We start from the raw sequence: 20,026 nt of genomic DNA, 5'->3' as shown, positions 1-20,026 counted from the left end.
ACGCCAGCGAGAGAGGGGCAAAGCAATGGCAATGCGCCTATGACTGCGCCCGCTGCCGGGCGAACGCCGCTTCGCGGATCTCCGTCAGCGTCACGCCGGGCGCAATGCCATCGGCGTCATAGCGCAGCTCGAGCAGTGCCGGCAGCCGCTCCTTGTCGGCGAAGGCCCGCGCACGCGCGAACGCCGGGCCGAAGGCTTCGTCGCTGTCCACCACCTCGCCATAGCCGCGGTAAGCGCGGATCAGCTCGGTGAACTCGGGGTTGTCGAAGCCGAGCGCAATCGTGCGGCCCGGGAATTCGCGCTCCTGATGGGCGCGGATGGTGCCCCAGATGCCGTTGTTGAATACCAGGATCACGATGCCGAGCCGGTACTGCATGGCCACGCCGAGTTCCTGCAGGTTCATCTGGAAGCAGCCGTCGCCGGCATAGCAGACCACGGTGCGTTCCGGGTTCTCCAGCTTGGCGGAAATCGCGGCCGGCAGGCCGTAGCCCATCGAGCCCACCGTGGGCGCCAGGCTGGTGCCCACGCCCTTGAAGCGGTAGTAGGTATGCGGGAACACGGCGTAGTTGCCGGCACCCACGGTGATGCAGGCATCCTGCGGCAGCACGTCGCGCACATGGCACGCGGCACGGTTCAGGTTGAGGCTGCCCGGCGCCTGCCTGGGCTCCTGCGCGGCCAGGTATTCGTGGCGCGCCGTGCGCGTGCGCGCGGCCCAGGCCGGCGCGCGCGCGGGCGACAAGCCATCGAGCGCCGCCGCGAAGGCATTGACGTCCGACACGACCGGCAGCGCCGGGTGGAACACGCGGCCCAGCTCGCCGGCATCCGGGTACACATGCACCAGCCGCTGGCGCGGCAGCGGGCTTTCCAGCAGCGTGTAACCCTCCGTGGTGGCCTCGCCCATGCGGGTGCCCACCGCGATCAGCAGGTCGGCCTCGCGGATGCGCTGCTGCAGCGCCGCGCCCATGCCCCAGCCCACATGGCCGGCGTAGTTCGGATGATGGTTGTCGAAGCACTCCAGCCGGCGCCACGCCACGCCCACCGGCAACGCGAAGCGCTCGGCGAATGCCTCGAGCTGGCGCTGCGCCTGCGCGCTCCAGCCCGAGCCGCCCACCAGCATGAACGGGCGCTCGGCGCGCGCCAGCAGGCCGGACAATGCGGCCAGCGCCTGCGGCGTGGGCGCGCCGTGCGCGCGCTGGTAGCGCGGCATGTCGGCCACCGCGGCCTTGCCCCACAGCGTATCTTCGGGCAGCGCCAGCACCACCGGGCCGGGCCGGCCGCTGGTGGCCACGGCGAAGGCGCGCGCGATGAACTCGGGGATGCGCTCGGTGCGGTCGATCTGCGCCACCCACTTGGCCATCTGGCCGAACATGCGGCGGTAATCGATCTCCTGGAAGGCCTCGCGCTCGCTGAAATCGTTGCCGACCTGCCCGACGAACAGGATCATCGGCGTCGAGTCCTGGAACGCCGTATGCACGGCAATGCTGGCATTGGTGGCGCCGGGCCCGCGCGTGACGAAGCACACGCCGGGCTCGCCGGTGAGCTTGCCGTAGGCCTCCGCCATGTAGCCCGCGCCGCTTTCCTGCCGGCACACGATGGGCTGGATCGCGTCCTGGTGGTCGTACAGCGCGTCGATGCAAGGCAGGTAGCTTTCGCCCGGCACCAGGAACACGCGCTTGACGCCCTGGAGACGCAGTTGCTCGATCAGGATCTGGCCGCCGTTGCGCTCGCGCGGCGCGGCAGACGATGCCTGGGACAGGGGTGCATTCATCGCTTGATCTCGATTTCCACGAACACGCATTCGCCGTCGTGCGCGTTGATGACGTTGTGCTCCACACCCGCCGCGCGGTAGTAGGCCCGGCCCGCCACCAGCTGGCTGACCACCTCGCCGGCCGGCGTTTCCAGCCGCAGCGCGCCGGTGGTCATCGGTACCACCACGTAGTCATGGCCATGGCGGTGATGCCCGGTCTCGGCGCCCGGCGCGAAGCGCCACTCGGTGACGGCCACGCGGTCGTTGTCGACCTGCACGGTGGGTACGGCTTGGGGTCTGCTCATGGCGGCCTCGGCTCAAAGGGGTGTGCGGGTGCGGTGCCCGGGCTCAGCGGTCCACGCCGCCCATGCACAGGTACTTGGTTTCCAGGTATTCCTCGATGCCGTAGCTGGAGCCCTCGCGGCCCAGGCCGGACTGCTTGACGCCGCCGAACGGTGCCACCTCGTTGGAGATCAGCCCGGTATTGATGCCCACCATGCCGTACTCCAGCGCCTCGGCCACGCGCCACACACGGCCGATATCGCGGCTGAAGAAGTACGAGGCCAGGCCGAACTCGGTGTCGTTGGCCATGTCGATCACTTCCTGGTCGCTGGAGAAGCGGAACAGCGGCGCGAGCGGACCGAAGGTTTCTTCCTTCGCCACCAGCATGTCCGGCGTCACGCCGGCCAGCACCGTGGGTTCGAAGAAGGTGCCGCCCAGGCCGTGGCGCTTGCCGCCGGCGAGCACCCGCGCGCCCTTGCCCACGGCATCGGCGATGTGCTGCTCCACCTTGGCCACCGCGTCCTCATTGATCAGCGGGCCCTGCAGCACGCCGGGCTCGAGGCCGTGGCCTACCTTGAGCTTTGCCACCGCGGCCACCAGCTTCTGTGCGAAGGCGTCATACACCTTGTCGTGCACGTAGAGGCGGTTGGCGCAGACGCAGGTCTGGCCGGCATTGCGGTACTTGGAAGCCATGGCGCCTTCCACGGCGGCATCGAGATCCGCATCGTCAAAGACGATGAACGGCGCATTGCCGCCCAGTTCCAGCGAGAGCTTCTTGATGGTGGGCGCCGACTGGCGCATCAGGATGCGGCCCACTTCGGTGGAGCCGGTGAAGCTGAGCTTGCGCACCACGGCGCTGCCGGTCAGCTCGCCGCCGATCTCGATCGAGCTGGCGGCGTCGCCGGTCACCACGCTCAGCAGGCCGGCAGGCAGGCCGGCGCGCTCCGCCAGCAGCGCAAGCGCCAGCGCGGACAGCGGCGTATCCTCGGCGGGCTTGAGCACCATGGCGCAGCCGGCGGCCAGCGCCGGGCCGGCCTTGCGCGTGATCATGGCGAGCGGGAAATTCCACGGCGTGATGGCCGCGCACACGCCCACCGGCTCCTTGATCACCAGCAGGCGCTTGTCGGCCGCGGGCGTAGCCAGCACGTCGCCATTCACGCGCTTGGCTTCCTCGGCGAACCATTCCAGGAAGGACGCGGCATAGACCGCCTCGCCGCGCGCCTCGGCCAGCGGCTTGCCCTGCTCGCTGGTCATCAGCACGGCGAGGTCGTCGGCGTTGGCCAGCATCAGGTCGTACCAGGCGCGCAGCACCTGGGCGCGCTCGCGCGCGGTCTTGCGGCGCCACGCGCCCTGCGCCACGCGTGCGGCCTCGATGGCGCGGCGCGTCTCCGCCGCGCCCATCAGCGGCACGGTAGCGATCAGCGAACCGTCGGCGGGATTGGTGACGGCGAAGGTGGCGCCGTTGTCGGCGTCCTGCCACTGTCCGCCGATGAAGGCCTGCGAGCGCAGCAGGCTGGAGTCCTTGAGTTGCATGATGTCTTGTCTCTCTGTCTTGGTTGGTGTTGGCCCGCGTGCGATGCTCAGCGCGTGAGCACGTCGGCCAGGATGTCCAGCCCTTCGTCCATCACCGCGTCCTGGATCGTGAGCGGGAACAGGAAGCGGATCACGTTGCCGTACACGCCGCACGACAGCAGCAGCAGGCCCTGCTCCAGCGCGCGGTTCTGCACTTCGCGCGTGAACTCGGCGTCGGGGCTGCCGTCGGCCTTGCGGAACTCCACGGCCACCATCGCGCCCAGGCCGCGCACTTCCGCGATCTGCGGCACGCGCGGCTTCAGGCCTTCCAGCCGCTCGACCAGGCGCTGGCCGAGCGCGGCGCCGCGCGGGATCAGTTGCTCGCCTTCGAGCACGTCCAGCACGGCCAGCGCGGAGGCCACCGCCAGCGGGTTGCCGGCATAGGTGCCGCCCAGCCCGCCGGGCGCGGGCGCGTCCATCACCTCGGCGCGGCCGCACACGGCCGACAGCGGCATGCCGCCGGCCAGGCTCTTGGCCATGGTGGTGAGGTCCGGCGCCGCCTCATAGTGCTCCATGGCGAACAGGCGGCCGGTGCGGCCGAAGCCGGTCTGCACCTCGTCGGCGACCAGCAGGATGCCGTGCTCGTCGCAGACCGCGCGCAGCGCCTTGACGAAGGCCGGCGGCGCCACGTTGAAACCACCCTCGCCCTGCACCGGCTCGAAGATGATGGCGGCCACGCGCTTGGGATCGACGTCGGCCTTGAACAGGTGCTGCAGCGCCTTGAGCGAATCTTCCACCGACACGCCATGCAGGGCACATGGATACGGCGCGTGGAACACCTCGCCCGGGAACGGGCCGAAGCCCACCTTGTACGGCACCACCTTGCCGGTCAGCGCCATGCCCATCATGGTGCGGCCGTGGAAGCCGCCAGAGAAGGCGATCACGCCGGGCCGGCCGGTGGCGGCGCGGGCGATCTTGATGGCGTTCTCCACGGCTTCCGCGCCGGTGGTGAAGAAAGCGGTCTTCTTGGCCGAGCGTCCGGGCGCGCGCGCGTTGATCTTCTCGGCCAGCTCGATGTAGCTGGCATACGGCACGATCTGGTAGGCCGTGTGCGTAAAGCGATCGAGCTGGCGCCGCACGGCATCGACCAGGCGCGGATGGCGGTGGCCCGTGTTGAGCACGGCGATGCCGGCGGCGAAGTCGATATAGCGCTTGCCCTCCACATCCCAGATCTCCGAGTTCTCGGCGCGCTCGGCGTAGAAATTGCACATCACGCCCACGCCACGCGGGGTGGCGGCGTCCTTGCGGCGGACCAGTTCGGCGTTCTTCATCTGTTGTTGCTCCATCTTGGTATGGGTTGTGCTGCTGTCTGGATGGCGCGCGCTCAGGCGGCGGCGCGGATCAGGGTCGGGTCCCATTCCTTGCCGGGGACCGCGGCAATCAGGCGCTGCGTGTATTCGTGGCGCGGCGCGTCGAAAATCTGGTCGGGCGGGCCAGACTCCACCACCCGCCCCTTGTGCATCACCATCACGTGGTGGCAGATCTGCGCGGCCACGCGCAGGTCGTGGGTGATGAAGATCAGCCCGATGTTCAGCCGCTTCTGCAGGTCGGCCAGCAATTGCAGCACCTGCGCCTGCACCGAGACGTCGAGCGCGGAGACCGATTCGTCGGCCACCAGCAGCTTGGGCTCCAGCGCGAGCGCGCGCGCGATGCCGATGCGCTGGCGCTGCCCGCCGGAGAACTGGTTGGGATAGCGGTCGAACGCGGACGGCTCCAGCCCCACCAGCTGCAGCAGTTCGCGCGCGCGCGCCTGTGCCTTTGCCAGCGGCACGCCGTTGGCGACCGGGCCGTCGGTGATGATGCGGCCCACCGTGTGGCGCGGGTTGAGCGAAGCAAAGGGGTCCTGGAAGATCATCTGCACGTCGCTGCGCAGCGGGCGGAACTGCCGCTCCGACAGTCGCGCGATGTCCTGCCCGTCGAACAGCAGCTCGCCCCCGTCGATGCCGGTCAGCTTGAGCAGGCATTTGCCGATGGTGGACTTGCCCGAGCCGGACTCCCCGACGATCCCGAGCGTCTGCCCGCGGCGCACGCTGAAGCTCACGCCGTCCACGGCGTTGACCACGCGCTTCTTGCTGAATAGCCCGCCGCCGGAGACATAAGTCTTGCGCAGGTCGCGCACTTCCAGCACGGTCTCGGCCGCGTCCGCCCGACGCTCCTTGGCGCGCCCGTGCGGCACCGCGCTGATCAGGCGGCGCGTGTAAGGATGCTGCGGGTGGTTGAGCACCTGCTGCGCCGGGCCCATCTCCACCAGCACGCCTTTTTCCATCACCGCCACGCGATCGGCGATCTCCGCCACCACGCCGAAGTCGTGCGTGACGAACATCACGCCCATGCCCTTCTCGGCCTGGATGCGCTTGATCAGCGCCAGGATCTGCGCCTGCGTGGTGACGTCCAGCGCGGTGGTCGGCTCGTCGGCGATCAGCAGCGCGGGTTCGAGCGCGAGCGCCATGGCGATCACCACGCGCTGGCGCTGCCCGCCGGACAGGCGGAAGGGATAGCTGTGCGTCAGCGTGGCGGGGTCGGGCAGGCCGACGAACTCCAGCAGTTCCAGCACGCGGCGGTTGCGCGCCTCGCCGGGATAGGCGCCGTGCACGCGCATCACCTCGGCGATCTGCTCGCCCACGGTCATCACGGGGTTGAGCGCCGACAGCGGCTCCTGGAACACCATGGCCATGTCCTTGCCGCGCATCGACAGCAGGGTGTCTTCATCCAGCGCCAGCAGGTCGCGGCCCTGGAACAGGATCTGCCCACCCTGCGGCTTCAGGTAGGGCGGCAGCAGGCCCATGATGGCGTTGGCGCTCATCGACTTGCCCGAACCGGACTCGCCGACGATGCACAGGATCTCGCCGGCGTGCAGGTCGTAGCTCACGTCCTTGACCGCGTGCGCGCGGTCGCCGCCGGCGGGCAGCGCGATGGTGAGGTCGCGCACGGACAGCAGCGGCGCGGTGTTCTGCGGGGATTTCTGGTCTGGTGCTTGCATGAACGGCATCCTTTGACTTACTCGCCGCGGCGGCGGAGTTGGGGATTCATGGCGTCGTTCAGCCCTTCGCCAATCAGGTTGATGGACAGCACCGTGAGCAGGATCGCCACGCCCGGCCACACGCTCATCCACCAGGCTTCGCGGATCATGGTGCGGGCCGCGCCGATCATGAAGCCCCAGCTCATCATGTTGCGGTCGCCCAGGCCCAGGAAGGACAGCGCCGACTCGGTCAGGATCGCCGTGGCCACCATGAAGGAGGCGGACACGATGATGGGCGACATGGCGTTGGGCAGGATCTGGGTGACGATGATGCGCAGCGGCTTCTGCCCGATCACCACCGCCGCCTGCACGAACTCGCGCTGCTTCAGCGTGAGGAACTCGCCGCGCACCAGGCGCGCCACCGGCGGCCACGACACCACCGAGATGGCCGCCACGATGGAGTAGATGGTGGGATTGAAGATCGCCACGATCACCACCGCCATGGCCAGTTGCGGGATGGTCTGGAAGAACTCGGTGAAACGCATCAGCGCGTCGTCGATGCGGCCGCCGCAATAGCCGGCCACCGAGCCGATCAGGATGCCGAACCCCAGCGCCACGCCGGTGGAGATCACGCCCACCAGCAGCGACACGCGCGCGCCGTACAGCATGCCGGCGGTGATGTCGCGGCCGAGCATGTCGGTGCCGAACGGATAGGCCGCGTCAGCGAACGGGTGCACCAGCGGCTCGCCCACCATCAGCCAGGGCGATTCCTCGTACAGCACCGGCGCCAGCAGCGCCACCGCCACCACGGCCAGCAGCACCAGCAGGCCGATCACCGCGCCGTAGTTGCGCGCATAACGTCGTGCGAAGGCTTTCATGCCGTGGCTCCCTTGCCGCCCACCGCGATGCGGGGGTCGATGAAGCGGTAGACGATGTCCGTCACCAGGTTGAAGAACACCACCAGCGCCGAGGTGACGAAGAAAATGCCCAGCAGCAACTGGTAGTCCCGCTGCAGCAGCGCGTCGAACATCAGGCGGCCGATGCCGGGCCACGAGAACACGGTCTCGGTCAGCACCGCGCCGCCGGCCATCTGGCCAAGCTGGATGCCGGCGAAGGTGATCACCGGCAGCAGCGCGTTGCGCAGCACGTGCACGCGGATCACGCGCCCGGCCGGCACGCCCTTGGCGCGCGCGGTCTTGACGAAGTCCATGCCCATCACTTCCAGCATCGAAGCACGCGTGAGGCGCACATACACCGCCATGAAGAAGCAGCCCAGCGAGATGGTGGGCAGGATCATGTGCAGCGCCACGTCCTGCACGCGCGCAAGGCCCGTGTAGCCCGCGCCGATGGTTTCCATGCCGAAGGCGGGCAGCCACCCCAGCACCACCGAGAACAGGATGATCGCCATCAGCGACAGCCAGAACAGCGGCGTGGCGTACAGGAGCAGCGCACCGGACATCACCGCGCTGTCGATCCAGCGGCGCTTGTTCTCGTAGCGCGTGCGCGCCGAGATCACGCCCAGCAGCACGCCAAGCACGAGCGAGAACAGGAACGCGCCGCTCATCAGCACGAAGGTGGCGGGCAGGCGGTCCAGGATCAGGTCCAGCACCGGCAGGTGGTTGCGGTAGGAGTAGCCCAGGTCGAGCCTGGCCACGCCCTTGAGATAGATGCCGAGCTGGGTCAGCACCGGCTGGTCCAGGCCGAACTGCTCGCGCAGCTGGTTGACGAAGGCGGCGTCTCCGGCCCCGGCCTCGCCCGCCATGACGGTGGCCGGGTCGCCGGGCGCCATGCGGATCAGGAAGAAGTTGATGATGACCACGCCAAGGACGACCACCAGGGCCTTCCACAGGCGGGACAACAGGAAAGAGAGAAAATTCACGGCATGCTCCACGCGGGCAAGGACTGGGCCCGGGCGCCATCGCGCCCGCATTGCGGCGTCATCCCGCCAGCGCGGGCATGACCGGGGGGCGAGCCCGGATTCGCGCAGAACCCGGGACCGCCCCGCCATACAACTCGACGACTCAGTTCTTCTCGATGGAAACGTTGTCGAACGACTCGTTCAGCCCGATCGCGGTGGTCACGAGGTTCCTGACGTTCTTGCGGTACAGCGTGGGGAACTCCAGCTCGAACAGGTTGCCGGCGGCCACCTCGGTCACCAGGATCTTCTGCACTTCGCTGTACAGCTTCTGGCGCTCGCCCGCGTCCAGCGCCACGCCGGCCTGGGCCCACAGCGTATCGGCCTGCGCGTTGCTATAGCCCTGCACGTTGGCGAACGGCGTGCCCTTGACGATGTTCCTGGTCACGTAGAGCCGTTCCACGCCCAGCGCCGGATCGCCGTACTGGTAGGTGTAGGTGGCGGTCAGGTCGAAGTCCCAGTTGCTGACGCGCGCAGACCACGTGCCGGCATCGGCCGACTCGATGCTGACCTTGAAGCCGAGCTGCTCGAGCATCTGCTTCATGTACTCGTCGAGGCGGTCCCAGTTGGCGCCGTAGGAGGTCGACAGGATCTTGACCGGGTACTGGCCGACGTTGACGCCCGACTCCTTGATGAGGTCGCGCGCCTTCTTCAGGTTGAAGTCGTAGGCGGGCATGTTCTTGTCGAAGAACAGCGTGGCCGAGGCGAACGGGCTCACCGCCGGCTTGCCCATGCCGAAGAAGATGTTGTCCACGATCATCTTGCGGTTGAGCGCGTGCATCACCGCCTGGCGCACCTTGACGTTGTTGAACGGCGGCTTGCGCTCGTTCATCAGCAGGCTCGACATCGGCGAGAACATCTCCCAGCCCTTGGTGGTGTATTCCACGTTGGGCAGCGCGCGCAGGCGCTTGACGTCCACGTTGTCGACGTCGCCGCCGCGCAGCACCTGCACGTCGCCCTTCTCGAAGGCCACCGCGCGCGAAGCCGAATCGGGGATCACGTAGAACACCAGCTCGTCCAGGTAGGGCTTGCCTTTCTTCCAGTAGTTCGGGTTCTTGGCCAGCTTGATGTAGGCGCCCTTCTTCCATTCCTTGAACATGAAGGGGCCGGTGCCCACCGGCTTCTGGTTGGCCGGGTTGTTGCGGTAGTCGGTGCCGTCGTAGATGTGCTTGGGCATCATCGGCATGGTGCCGGTCTCGAACATGGAGATGAACGGCGGGAACGGTTCCTTGAGCTTGATCTCCACGGTGCTGTCGTTCACCGCGCGGATCGAGTCCACGTACTTGTTGAGCACCGCGCGCGTGCGCACATGCACCTCGCGCAGCATCTTGTCGATCGAGAACACCACGTCGGCCGAGCCGAAGGGCTTGCCGTCATGCCACTTCACGCCCTGCTGCAGCTCGAAGGTGTAGGTCAGGCCGTCCGCCGAGATCTTCCACGACTTGGCCAGCTCGGCGCGCGGCTTGAGGTCCGGGCCATAGGTCAGCAGGCCCTGGTAGATCTTGCCGGCGATGTACTGGGTGGGCGCCTGCGAGTTCAGCGCGCTCACCAGGATCGGCGGCTCCGGCTGGACGATGCCGGACAAGGTGCCGCCCGCGGTCTGCGCGACGGCGTTGCCCGCCGGCAGCAGGACCGGCGCCAGCGCCAGGCCGGCGCTGGCCAGCGCCATCGACACCAGGCTTTTGCCAAAGCTCTTTTTCAGGTGTTGGGTGAAGGATTTCATCGGTCAGTTTCCTGTGGTAGTGATCGTGCTCTGCGGATACGGAAGGTACGAAGGACGCGTTGCTGCGACTGCCGTGACTACGACTTTCATTGGCTACTTATCTTTGCCCGACGGTGCAGGGCGGTGGCTTCAAAGCGAAGCGAAGGGGCGCGGCCGCAGGCAGTACAAGCAGAACAAGCGGTACCTGCCGTGCCGCGCAACGACGCCAGGATCTCTTTGAAGCGACCTCTCAGGCAGGTTCGACGCCGCACCAGTCGTGCATGAACTGCGCGAGCGTGGTGGCCACGCGCACCATGCTCTCGATGGAAACCGACTCGTCGATGCCGTGGATATTTCGGGCCTGCGGGCCGTAGCAGGTCACCGGCGTCTCCAGCATCAGGCGGAAATGGCGTGCGTCCGTGGTGGCGGTGGTGGCCTCGCGCCGCACCGCCTCGCCGTTGACCTTGCGGTGCGCTTCGGCCAGCGCCTGCATGCTGGGCACGTCGAGGTCGAACTCGCAGCCCGGGGCATGAAAGCCTTCGTAGCGGATATGGAGCTGCAGGTTGCTGGCCAGGCGCGCCAGCGTGCCGCGCACGCAGGCTTCCACGCGCGCCTTGGCGTCGGCCACGTCCATGCTCGGGTAGAAGCCGATGCGCACGCCCAGCGTGCAGGTGCAGGGCACCGACGAATTCCATTCGCCGCCGTGGATCTGGCCGAGGTTGAAGTTGATCGGGTGCGCGTGGTCGCGGTACACGGCCGGGCGGTTTTCGGGCAGGTTCCACTCGGCCTCGAGCTTGCGCAGGTCCGCCATCACTTCGATGCCGGCCTCGACCGGGTTCACGCCGCTGGTCATGTAGGCGGCATGCGCGGGGTGGCCTGTCAGCTCCACGAACATCCAGAACACGCCCATCTGCGCGCTCATCAGGTTTTCGCCCAGCGGCTCGGGAATCACCACCGCGTCGAAGGCGGCCAGCTTGCCCGCGCCCACCGCGCTGCGCAGGGCCGCGACCGTGGCCAGCGCGCCGTTGCCGGTGTTTTCCTCTTCCAGCACGGAGTTGAAGCCGACCGCGCCGGCCGGCTGCACGCCGAGGTCCTTGAGCGCCTTGAACGCGGCCAGCGTGCAGATGATGCCGGCCTTCATGTCGCCCGCGCCGCGGCCGAACAGCCAGCCGTCCTCGACGAACGGCGCGAACGGCGACTGGCGCCACATCGATTCAGGGCCGGTCGGCACCACGTCGAGGTGGCCGTTGAACAGCACCGAGCGCCCGCCCTTCGCGACCGGCCGGTGCGTTGCGAGCAGGTTGTAGCGGCCGCCGTCCGGGCAACATGGCGGAGAGAACAGCGGCAGGTCCTTGAGCGCTTCGCTGCGCAGGTAGATGCGCTCGGACTCCAGGCCGAGTTCGCGCAGCGCGCCTTCCATGAAGGCCACGGCCGGCTGTTCCTGCCCCGACGGGCTCGGCGCGGCCACGAAGTCCGACAGCGTGCGCACCATGTACGGCTCGAGCGCGCGCACGGCGGCAGCGATATCGTCGGTGGTCAGCGCGGGAAGATCGGGCGTGGCGGACATCGCGGCACTGCCGGCGGTACGTTGCATGGTGGCTCCACTGACTGGTCCGGGGTGCGCAAGGGGGGCGCCTCCGGAGGGGGATCGAATCAGCCGAATCGGCAAGACGTCGCTGGAAAAACGACGAACCCAACAAGATGTGTGGAAAGTTAGCCGATCATTGGTACCATAGGTAGGTCCATATATCGCTTTTTAGCCGGGGCCACTTTGAAAGAGACGATTCTGTCCGAGCTGCTGCTGCAGCGTATGGAGCGGCCCGCAAATGGTGCGGATGACAAGAACGGCACGCACATGAACCGCCAGCTGTACGAGATCATTCGCCAGGAAATCCTTGCTGGCTCGCTGGTTGCGGGCAGCAAGCTGCCGGCGTCGCGGCTCCTGTCGAAGGAAGTCGGCGTCTCTCGCAACACGGTGCTGTACGCCTATGAACAACTGCTGGCCGAAGGCTACGTCACGGCATCGAGCGGAAGTGGCACCTTTGTGTCGCAGAGTTTTCCCGACCATAGTGCATTGCACAACGGCAGGGCGCGAAATGGCACCATCGCCGTGCCCGCACCGCAGCAAAACCCGAACCGTTTCGCCTTGTCGCGCCGCGGCCAGCACCTGGTGTCGCATTCCGGTGCATCGGACCGGCAATGGGGCGCGTTTGTCGCGGGCGTGCCCGATGTCTCGTTGTTTCCGCACGCGGTCTGGGCACGCCTGCTCAACAAGCACTGGCGCGCGCCGAAGCCGGAACTGCTGACCTACGCGCACAACGGTGGCTATATGCCGCTGCGCCGCGTGCTGGCCGAGCACCTGCGGCTGGTGCGCTCGGTGCGCTGCGAGCCCGAGCAGATCATCCTGACCACCGGGATCCACCAGGCCATCGACCTGATCGCGCGGCTGCTCGGCGATCCCGGCGACAAGGCGTGGATGGAGGATCCCGGCTACTGGGGCACGCGCAGCCTGCTCACCAGCGCCGGCATCGAGACCATCCCGGTGCCGGTGGACAGCGAGGGCATCGCCCCGGACGCGGCCACGCTGCAGAACCCGCCGCGCTTCATCTTCGCCACGCCGTCGCACCAGTATCCGCTGGGCATGGTGATGAGCCTGTCGCGCCGGCGCATGCTGCTCGAATACGCGCGCCAGCGCGGCGCGTGGATCGTGGAGGACGACTACGACAGCGAGTTCCGTTTCGAGGGACGGCCGCTGGCTTCGCTGCAGGGCCTGGACGAGCACGACCGCGTGATCTACATGGGCACGTTCTCCAAGACGCTGTTCCCGGGGCTGCGCATGGGCTTCATGGTGCTGCCCAAGCCGCTGGCGCCGCATTTCGCCACCGGGCTGTCGGAACTCTTCCGCGAGGGCCAGCTGATGCAGCAGGCGGTGCTGGCCGACTTCATCGAGGAAGGCCACTACGCCACCCACATCCGCCGCGTGCGCCAGCGCTACGCGCAGCGCCAGGGCCTGCTGCGCGAGGCGATCGCCGCGCGGCTCGGCGCGGACTGGCCCACCTCCACGCACGAAGCCGGCCTGCACCTGGTGATCCACCTGCCGCCCGGCGCCGACGATCTCGGCATCAGCATGGCGGCGCGCACGCAGGGCCTGACCACGCGGCCGCTGTCGCGCTACTTCGCCGATCCCGCGCGAGCGACCAGCCAGGGCCTGCTGCTGGGCTATGCCTGCGTGCCGGACGACCAGATCGCACCGGCCTTCCACAAGCTCGCCGAAGTGATCGAGCCCGCGCTGGAACACCTGGCGCGCACCCGGTCGCCACGCCGCGCGCCGGCCGCGGCCATCAACCGCGAGGCGTGGAGCGGCGCGTAAGCGCGCGCTGCCTGCGCCGACCGCGCGGCCATGCCGCGCAATGCAATCCATAGCAATCCATAGCAATCCATATCCGGAGAGGCCGGCATGAACGCCAAGGAAGACTACGCCCTGTTCGACGCGGGCACCGTGCGGCTGCAATCGGGCCGGGACTTTCCCGGCATGCGGCTGGCCTACAAGACCTACGGCACGCTCAACGCCCGCAAGGACAACGTGATCGTCTACCCGACCTCGTTCAGCGCCCAGCACTACGATACCGAGTGGCTGGCCGCGCCGGGCGGCGTGCTCGACACCGATCGCTACTTCGTCATCATCCCCAACCTGTTCGGCAACGGCTTGTCGTCGTCGCCGTCGAACTCGCCGCAGTTCGCGCCGGGCACGTTCCCCGCAGTCACTTATCACGATGCCGTGGCCGTGCAGCGCAGGCTGCTGCAGGAAGTGTTCGGCATCGAGCGCATCGCGCTGGTGTACGGCTGGTCGATGGGCGGCATGCAGGCCTACCACTGGGGCGCCTGCCACGCCGACATGGCCGGGCGCATCGCCGTGGTGTGCGGCAGCGCGCGCTGCTCGCCGTTCAACCAGGTCTTCCTCGAGGGCGTGCGCGCCGCGCTTACGGCCGACCCAGCCTTCCGCGACGGGCACTTCGCCGCGCCGCCTCGCGCGGGCTACCGCGCCATGGGCCGCGTGTACGCGGGATGGGCCCTGTCGCACGCGTTCTACCGCGACGAACTGTGGCGCGCGGCGGGCTTCGAATCGCTCGAGGCGTTCCTCGCCGGCACCTGGGACAGCAACTTCGCGCGCCGCGACGCCAACGACCTGCTTGCCCAGCTGTGGACATGGCAGCACGGCGACATCAGCCGCTGCGACGCCTTCGGCGGCGACCTGGACCGCTCGCTGGCCGCCATCCGCGCCGACGTGCTGCTCATGCCCGGCCGCACCGATGCGTACTTCCAGGCGCAGGACAACGCGGCGGAATTGCCCCGGCTCACCGGCGCGCGCACGGCCGCGCTGCGCCCGATCCCGTCCGATTACGGGCATCGCGCCGGCAACCCGCACAATATTCCGGCGGACCGCGCCTTCCTGCGCGAAACGATCGCCGCCTTCCTGGCGGCGTAGGCCGCGAACCACGCCATGGCGCCATCGTCACGGCGCCGAATGGCCCTTAACGCCAGGGCCGCATTCGCCTAGCATGGGCACCTTCCTCCTCCGCACGCACCGCATATGGCAAGCACCGCTCCCATCGCCTCTTCCTTGCTGGCCGAACTCACCACGCGGCTCGACGCCGCGGGCCTGCAGACCGGCGACGCCATCGAGACGCGCTTTCGCAAGGACTGGTACGCACCGCTCGGCGCGGTCGCCCCGCTGGCCGTGGTCCGCCCGCGCAACAGCGCCGAAGTGTCCGCCGTGCTCGCGCTGTGCAACCGCATGCGCCAGCCCGTGGTGCCGCAGGGCGGCCTCACCGGCCTGGCCGGCGCGGCCACGCCGGCAGGCGGCGAAGTCGTGCTGTCGCTCGAGCGCATGCGCGGCGTGGAAGAGATCGACGCCCAGGCCGGCACCATGACCGTGATGGCCGGCACCACGCTGCAGGCGGCGCAGGAGGCCGCGCGCGCGGCCGGCTGGCTGCTGGCGGTGGACCTGGGGGCGCGCGGCAGCTGCCAGATCGGCGGCAATATCGCCACCAACGCGGGCGGCAACCGCGTGATCCGCTACGGCATGATGCGCGACCAGGTACTGGGGCTGGAAGCCGTGCTGGCCGACGGCACCGTGGTGTCTTCGCTCAACAAGATGCAGAAGAACAATGCCGGCTACGACGTGCGCCAGCTCTTCATTGGCAGCGAAGGCACGCTGGGCGTGATCACGCGCGCCGTGCTGCGCCTGGCCCCGCTGCCGGCCGCCACGCAGACCGCGCTGTGCGCGCTGTCCGGCTACGACGACGTGGTGCGCCTGCTGCGCCATGCCCAGCGCAAGCTCTCGGGCCGCCTCAGCGCGTTCGAAGTGATGTGGGCCGATTTCTACGGCCTGGTCACCACGCGCGTGCCCGGCGTGCGCGCGCCGCTGCCGGCGGGCCATCCCTTCTACGTGCTGCTCGACCTGCAAGGCAACGACGCCGCGCAGGACGCGCCCGCCTTCGAAGGCATGCTGGAATCCGCGATGGAAGCCGGCCTGATCCAGGACGCGGCGGTGGCATCCAGCCACAAGGAAGCGCAGAGCTTCTGGCAACTGCGCGACGCGGTGGCCGAATTCCCGGTGATGTGGGCGCCCAACGCCGCCTTCGACGTCAGCCTGCCGATCGGCGGCATCGGCGCCTTCGCCGATGCGCTGCGCGTGCGCGTGCTGGCCACCTGGCCCGATGCCGAGCTGGTCAACTTCGGCCATGTAGGCGACAGCAACCTGCACGTCAGCGTGCATTTGCCCGGCGCCACCGACGCGGACTTCCCCGAACACGAGATCTCCGATGCGGTATACGGCGTGGTGCAGGCGTTCCAGGGCAGCATCTCGGCCGAGCACGGCATCGGCTTGCACAAGAAGCCCTACCTGCATTGCTCGCGCTCGCCCGAGGAGCTGGCGCTGATGCGCCTGCTCAAGCGCTCGCTGGACCCGAACCATATCCTTAGTCCGGGGCGGGTGTTCGATCCGGGTTGAGTGCGTCGCGGCTGCGGCGGCATGTGCGCTGCGTCATTCGGGTGTCGGCAAGGCGGCCGATTCCGGCCCCGTCACGAACGCCGCGCCGCTGTCGTCCTTCAGGTCCACCCCGCTGCGCCCCAGCGCCAGCGCGCCGCGCAGCAGGAAGGCGAGCTTGTCCGCCGCCTGCGCATAGGGCAGTCCTTCGGGCCGCACGTTGGAGATGCAGTTGCGCTCGGCGTCGCTGCGGCCCGTGCGCGGGTCGTAGGTCAGGTAGATGCCGAGGCTGTCCGGCGAGCTGAGCCCGGGCCGCTCGCCGATCAGCATCACCACCTGGCGCGCGCCGAGCAGCTGGCCGGCCTCGTCGCCCAGCGCCACGCGCGCCTGCTCGGCCACCACCACGGGGCCGATGCGCCAGCCGGGCAGGCGCTCGCGCGCGGCCAGCAGCAGCGGCAYGCCGTGGCGCCCGGCCGCCAGCGCGGAGAGGCCATCGGCGATCACGAAGACCACGTCGGGCACCTCGGCGGGGCGCGCCTGCGCCAGCCGTGCGCGGCTTTCGTCGTCGAGCTGGCGGCCGAGGTCGGGCCGGCGCAGATAGTGCTGGCGGTCCGCGGCGGCACTGTGCGCGGGCACGCTGGCCAAGCCGGCCTGGTGCAGCGCGCGCTCGATGTCGGCGCGCGCCAGCGGCAGGTGCACGGCGTCGCGCGCCTGGGCATGGGCCAGGCCGAAGGCGAGCACGGTGTCGGTGGTCTGGCTGTTGCCGGCACGGCCCAGCGCGATGCGCGCGGCGGTGAACTGGCGCAGGCGCTGCCACGGATTGGGCTGGGTCAGTTTGCGGCTCATGGCTGGATCATGGCTGGATCATGGCTGACAGATGGCTGGCTTGTGAGGGGCTTGAGGGACCGCGCTCACAGGGCGTGCGCGAGCTGCAGCAGCGGCTGGCGCTCGGCCAGCTCCAGCAGGCGGCCGTCCTCGCCGAGGATGCCCATGCGCTGCAGCCAGTCCTCGAACTCGGGCGCGGGCCGCAGGCCCAGCGTGTCGCGCAGGTAGAGCGCGTCGTGGAAGGAGGTGCTCTGGTAGTTCAGCATGATGTCGTCGGCGCCGGGCACGCCCATGATGAAGTTGATGCCGGCCACGCCGAACAGCGTCAGCAACGTGTCCATGTCGTCCTGGTCGGCCTCGGCGTGGTTGGTGTAGCAGACATCGCACCCCATCGGCACGCCGAGCAGCTTGCCGCAGAAATGGTCCTCCAGCCCGGCGCGGATGATCTGCTTGCCATCGTAGAGATACTCGGGGCCGATAAAGCCCACCACGGTGTTGACCAGCAGCGGCGAGAACGCGCGCGCCACCGCGTAGGCGCGCGCTTCCATGGTCTGCTGGTCCACGCCGTGGTGCGCGTTGGCGGAGAGCGCGCTGCCCTGGCCGGTCTCGAAGTACATCACGTTGTTGCCCACGGTGCCGCGCGCCAGGCTTTGCGCGGCGTCGTGCGCTTCGGCCAGCAACGCCAGGCTGACGCCGAAGCCGGCATTGGCGCGCTCGCTGCCCGCCACCGACTGGAACACCAGGTCCACCGGCGCGCCCTGCTCGATGGCGCGCACGGTGTTGGTGACGTGGGTCAGCACGCACGATTGCGTGGGCACGTCATAGCGGCAGCGCAGGTCGTCGACCAGGCGCAGCAGGGTGACGATGGCGCCGAGGTTGTCGGTGGCCGGGTTGATGCCGATGGTGGCGTCGCCGCAGCCGTACATCAGGCCGTCGATCATCGAGGCGGCGATGCCCTTGGGGTCGTCGGTGGGATGGTTGGGCTGCAGCCGCACGGAGAGCCGGCCGGGCAGGCCGATGGTGTTGCGAAAGCGCGTGACCACGCGGCACTTGCGCGCCACCGCCACCAGGTCCTGGTTGCGCATGAGCTTGCTCACCGCCGCGGCCATCTCGGGCGTGATGCCCGGCGCCACGCGCGCGAGGGTGGCGGCATCGGTCTGGTGCAGCAGCAGCCAGTTGCGCAGGTCGCCCACGGTCAGCCCCGCGATCTCGCGGAAGGCGGCGCGGTCATGGCGGTCGACGATCAGGCGCGTGACTTCGTCCTCCTCGTAGGGGACCAGGGCTTCCTGCAGGAACCGCGTCAGCGGCAACTCGGCCAGCGCCATGCGCGCGGCCATGCGTTCTTCCTCGCTGGCGGCGGCCAGGCCGGCGAGGTAGTCGCCCGAGCGCGCCGGGCTGGCCTTGGCAAGCAAGGTCTTGAGATCGCCGAACAGGTAGCGGCGCGAGGCGACGGTGTGGGTGAAGGCCATGATCGGGTCTCAGTCGGTTGCCGGCGTGGCGGCGGGGGCGGGGGCGCTGCCGGCCAGGTCGCCATGCGCCAGCTGGAACCGCACGCGCCACTGGCAATGCGCATAGCCCACGATATCAAGTCCCATGAACACAATATATACGCCTGTCGGGGCAAGCTTGGGGTCGAGCCCCGGGAACTGCACATTGCGACGGGCGCCGATGGAATGGACCTCGCAACGCCCGAGATTGACCCAGGATTGACCCGGGATTGCCTGGCGTACCCAAATCTTCGTCATGAACGCCTCCCCCGGCACCCTGCCGCCAGCCACGTCGACGAACGCGCCGCCAACTGTCGCGCCGGAACCCGACCTGCGACCGGCTCGCGCCCGGCGGCCCTGCCGATCCGCATCGGAAGCGGACCAGTTTGCTTCCCGCGCGCGAGCGCGCTTGCCTTGGCCGCCCGCCGGACCGACAATCGAGCGCCGTACCATCCACAGATGGCCGGCCGCCCGGATCGTGCGGCCCGGCCGTCCATGCAGGAGACTCGATGAACCAACCCGATCCGCCACGCCTGCCCCGCCTGCCTGAAGCAGCGTGGCTGAACGTTGGCACGGTCGCCTATGTCCTGAGCGCCCTGGCGCTCTGGATGGTGATGCAGGCCAACCTGGTCGCGGCGCTGCTCGCAGGGCTGTTGCTGTATTCGCTGGTGGACGTGCTGGCCCCCAGGCTAGTAGGCCTGCACCAGAAGCACGACGCGCTGGCGGTGGCGATCCTGTCCGCCGTCACGCTGCTTGGACTGACGCTCGGCGGATGGGCGCTGATACGCTTCGTCGGCGGCGACGCCAACCGGCTCGATACCTTGCTGATCCGCGCCGCCGACATCATCGACCAATCGCGTGCGCAGCTGCCGGGCTGGGTCAACGATGCCCTGCCGCGCGGCGTGGATGAACTGGCCAACACGCTGATTGCCTGGCTGCGCGAGCATGCACAGATGGCGCAGAAGTTCGGCGCGGAGGTGCTGCGCACGCTGGCGCATATCCTGATCGGCCTGGTGATCGGCGCCATGGTGGCGCTGTACCGCGCCATTGCCAAGCCAAACCGCCGGCCACTGGCCACCGCGCTGGTGGAGCGCGCGCGCAACCTGCAGCGGGCCTTCGCGCAGTTCATCTTCGCCCAGATACAGATCTCGCTGATCAACACCGTGCTTACCGCGGTCTACCTGCTGGTGGTGCTGCCGCTGTGTGGCGTGCACCTGCCGCTGACCAAGACGCTGGTGGCGCTGACCTTCCTGGTGGGGCTCCTGCCGGTGCTGGGCAACCTGATCTCGAACGCGGGCATCGTGGTGGCGTCGCTGTCGATCTCGCTGCCGATCGCGATCGCCTCGCTGGTCTACCTGGTGGTGATCCACAAGCTCGAGTACTTCCTCAATGCGCGCATCATCGGCGCGCGCATCAACGCCGCCGCGTGGGAGCTGCTGACCGTGATGCTGCTGATGGAATCGATCTACGGTATCGCCGGCGTGGTCGCCGGGCCGATCTTCTATGCCTATCTCAAGCGGGAGCTGGCGGCCAAGGGGCTGATCTGAG

General features: G+C 68.7%; 16 protein-coding genes. 4 read left to right on the top strand and 12 right to left on the bottom strand.

All coding sequences use genetic code 11. From position 1 onward, the window contains the following. Positions 1–37 precede the first annotated feature (37 nt). From AB4Z48_RS20445 to AB4Z48_RS20405, 9 genes are all read right to left on the bottom strand, one after another. Positions 38–1,768: a thiamine pyrophosphate-binding protein gene (locus AB4Z48_RS20445; RefSeq protein WP_441617250.1), complete on the bottom strand. Its 1,731-nt coding sequence runs from the start codon at positions 1,766–1,768 to the stop codon at positions 38–40. Beyond that, the gene (locus tag AB4Z48_RS20440; protein ID WP_441617248.1) at positions 1,765–2,052 is read right to left on the bottom strand and encodes a cupin domain-containing protein; all 288 of its coding nucleotides are present in this window, start codon (positions 2,050–2,052) and stop codon (positions 1,765–1,767) included. The genes AB4Z48_RS20445 and AB4Z48_RS20440 overlap by 4 nt, the downstream gene beginning before the upstream one ends. A 43-nt stretch (positions 2,053–2,095) precedes the next feature. Continuing rightward, a complete protein-coding gene (locus AB4Z48_RS20435) occupies positions 2,096–3,562 on the bottom strand; it encodes an NAD-dependent succinate-semialdehyde dehydrogenase (RefSeq protein ID WP_441617246.1) in 1,467 nt (488 codons plus the stop codon). A gap of 47 nt (positions 3,563–3,609) precedes the next feature. After that, positions 3,610–4,872: a 4-aminobutyrate--2-oxoglutarate transaminase gene (locus AB4Z48_RS20430; RefSeq protein WP_441617244.1), complete on the bottom strand. Its 1,263-nt coding sequence runs from the start codon at positions 4,870–4,872 to the stop codon at positions 3,610–3,612. A gap of 53 nt (positions 4,873–4,925) precedes the next feature. After that, positions 4,926–6,590, bottom strand: coding sequence for an ABC transporter ATP-binding protein (locus AB4Z48_RS20425; protein WP_441617242.1), 1,665 nt, complete (start codon positions 6,588–6,590; stop codon positions 4,926–4,928). Between the two features lie 8 nt (positions 6,591–6,598). After that, entirely contained in the window at positions 6,599–7,438 is an 840-nt protein-coding gene (locus AB4Z48_RS20420; protein WP_441617240.1) for an ABC transporter permease, read from the bottom strand. Next, positions 7,435–8,439: an ABC transporter permease gene (locus AB4Z48_RS20415; RefSeq protein ID WP_441617238.1), complete on the bottom strand. Its 1,005-nt coding sequence runs from the start codon at positions 8,437–8,439 to the stop codon at positions 7,435–7,437. The genes AB4Z48_RS20420 and AB4Z48_RS20415 overlap by 4 nt, the downstream gene beginning before the upstream one ends. A 142-nt stretch (positions 8,440–8,581) precedes the next feature. Beyond that, a complete protein-coding gene (locus tag AB4Z48_RS20410; protein WP_441617236.1) occupies positions 8,582–10,198 on the bottom strand; it encodes an ABC transporter substrate-binding protein in 1,617 nt (538 codons plus the stop codon). Positions 10,199–10,427: 229 nt separating this feature from the next. Then, positions 10,428–11,771, bottom strand: coding sequence for an ArgE/DapE family deacylase (locus AB4Z48_RS20405; protein WP_441617234.1), 1,344 nt, complete (start codon positions 11,769–11,771; stop codon positions 10,428–10,430). Between the two features lie 177 nt (positions 11,772–11,948). Here AB4Z48_RS20405 and pdxR point away from each other — a divergent pair, with 177 nt between their 5' ends. The 3 genes from pdxR (at position 11,949) to AB4Z48_RS20390 (ending at position 16,190) form a co-directional block, all read left to right on the top strand. Next, positions 11,949–13,547, top strand: a complete 1,599-nt coding sequence (gene pdxR, locus AB4Z48_RS20400; protein WP_441617232.1) for a MocR-like pyridoxine biosynthesis transcription factor PdxR — start codon at positions 11,949–11,951, stop codon at positions 13,545–13,547. An 87-nt stretch (positions 13,548–13,634) separates the two neighbouring features. Further along, complete coding sequence (locus AB4Z48_RS20395; RefSeq protein ID WP_441617230.1) at positions 13,635–14,663, top strand: alpha/beta fold hydrolase; 1,029 nt, start codon at positions 13,635–13,637, stop codon at positions 14,661–14,663. Positions 14,664–14,768: 105 nt separating this feature from the next. Further along, positions 14,769–16,190, top strand: coding sequence for an FAD-binding oxidoreductase (locus AB4Z48_RS20390; RefSeq protein WP_441617228.1), 1,422 nt, complete (start codon positions 14,769–14,771; stop codon positions 16,188–16,190). 33 nt (positions 16,191–16,223) lie between these two features. On the opposite strand, the gene eutC is transcribed toward AB4Z48_RS20390, so the two are convergent. The 3 genes from eutC to AB4Z48_RS20375 all read right to left on the bottom strand — a co-directional run bounded on the left by eutC (position 16,224) and on the right by AB4Z48_RS20375 (position 18,736). Continuing rightward, positions 16,224–17,012 carry an ethanolamine ammonia-lyase subunit EutC gene (gene eutC / locus AB4Z48_RS20385; protein ID WP_441617226.1) on the bottom strand — a complete coding sequence of 263 codons (789 nt, stop codon included), beginning with the start codon at positions 17,010–17,012 and terminating at the stop codon, positions 16,224–16,226. Positions 17,013–17,077: 65 nt separating this feature from the next. Further along, a complete protein-coding gene (locus tag AB4Z48_RS20380; RefSeq protein WP_441617224.1) occupies positions 17,078–18,460 on the bottom strand; it encodes an ethanolamine ammonia-lyase subunit EutB in 1,383 nt (460 codons plus the stop codon). A gap of 9 nt (positions 18,461–18,469) precedes the next feature. Next, positions 18,470–18,736: a hypothetical protein gene (locus AB4Z48_RS20375; protein ID WP_441617222.1), complete on the bottom strand. Its 267-nt coding sequence runs from the start codon at positions 18,734–18,736 to the stop codon at positions 18,470–18,472. A 251-nt stretch (positions 18,737–18,987) separates the two neighbouring features. Here AB4Z48_RS20375 and AB4Z48_RS20370 point away from each other — a divergent pair, with 251 nt between their 5' ends. Then, complete coding sequence (locus tag AB4Z48_RS20370; protein ID WP_441617220.1) at positions 18,988–20,025, top strand: AI-2E family transporter; 1,038 nt, start codon at positions 18,988–18,990, stop codon at positions 20,023–20,025. The last annotated feature ends 1 nt before the right edge of the window (position 20,026 follow it).

This window comes from Cupriavidus sp. 2TAF22, from assembly GCF_052115045.1.
Taxonomy (GTDB): Bacteria; Pseudomonadota; Gammaproteobacteria; order Burkholderiales; family Burkholderiaceae; genus Cupriavidus.
Note: the sequence above shows the minus strand (reverse complement) of the source record. Positions and strands in the feature narration are given on the sequence as shown.

Excerpts from the sequence above, each read along its gene's own strand:
- AB4Z48_RS20445 (WP_441617250.1), bottom strand. The coding sequence starts at position 1,768 with ATGAATGCACCCCTGTCCCAGGCATCGTCTGCCGCGCCGCGCGAGCGC.
- AB4Z48_RS20440 (WP_441617248.1), bottom strand. The coding sequence starts at position 2,052 with ATGAGCAGACCCCAAGCCGTACCCACCGTGCAGGTCGACAACGACCGC.
- AB4Z48_RS20435 (WP_441617246.1), bottom strand. The coding sequence starts at position 3,562 with ATGCAACTCAAGGACTCCAGCCTGCTGCGCTCGCAGGCCTTCATCGGC.
- AB4Z48_RS20430 (WP_441617244.1), bottom strand. The coding sequence starts at position 4,872 with ATGAAGAACGCCGAACTGGTCCGCCGCAAGGACGCCGCCACCCCGCGT.
- AB4Z48_RS20425 (WP_441617242.1), bottom strand. The coding sequence starts at position 6,590 with ATGCCGTTCATGCAAGCACCAGACCAGAAATCCCCGCAGAACACCGCG.
- AB4Z48_RS20420 (WP_441617240.1), bottom strand. The coding sequence starts at position 7,438 with ATGAAAGCCTTCGCACGACGTTATGCGCGCAACTACGGCGCGGTGATC.
- AB4Z48_RS20410 (WP_441617236.1), bottom strand. The coding sequence starts at position 10,198 with ATGAAATCCTTCACCCAACACCTGAAAAAGAGCTTTGGCAAAAGCCTG.
- AB4Z48_RS20405 (WP_441617234.1), bottom strand. The coding sequence starts at position 11,771 with ATGCAACGTACCGCCGGCAGTGCCGCGATGTCCGCCACGCCCGATCTT.
- AB4Z48_RS20395 (WP_441617230.1), top strand. The coding sequence starts at position 13,635 with ATGAACGCCAAGGAAGACTACGCCCTGTTCGACGCGGGCACCGTGCGG.
- AB4Z48_RS20390 (WP_441617228.1), top strand. The coding sequence starts at position 14,769 with ATGGCAAGCACCGCTCCCATCGCCTCTTCCTTGCTGGCCGAACTCACC.
- AB4Z48_RS20380 (WP_441617224.1), bottom strand. The coding sequence starts at position 18,460 with ATGGCCTTCACCCACACCGTCGCCTCGCGCCGCTACCTGTTCGGCGAT.
- AB4Z48_RS20375 (WP_441617222.1), bottom strand. The coding sequence starts at position 18,736 with ATGACGAAGATTTGGGTACGCCAGGCAATCCCGGGTCAATCCTGGGTC.
- AB4Z48_RS20370 (WP_441617220.1), top strand. The coding sequence starts at position 18,988 with ATGAACCAACCCGATCCGCCACGCCTGCCCCGCCTGCCTGAAGCAGCG.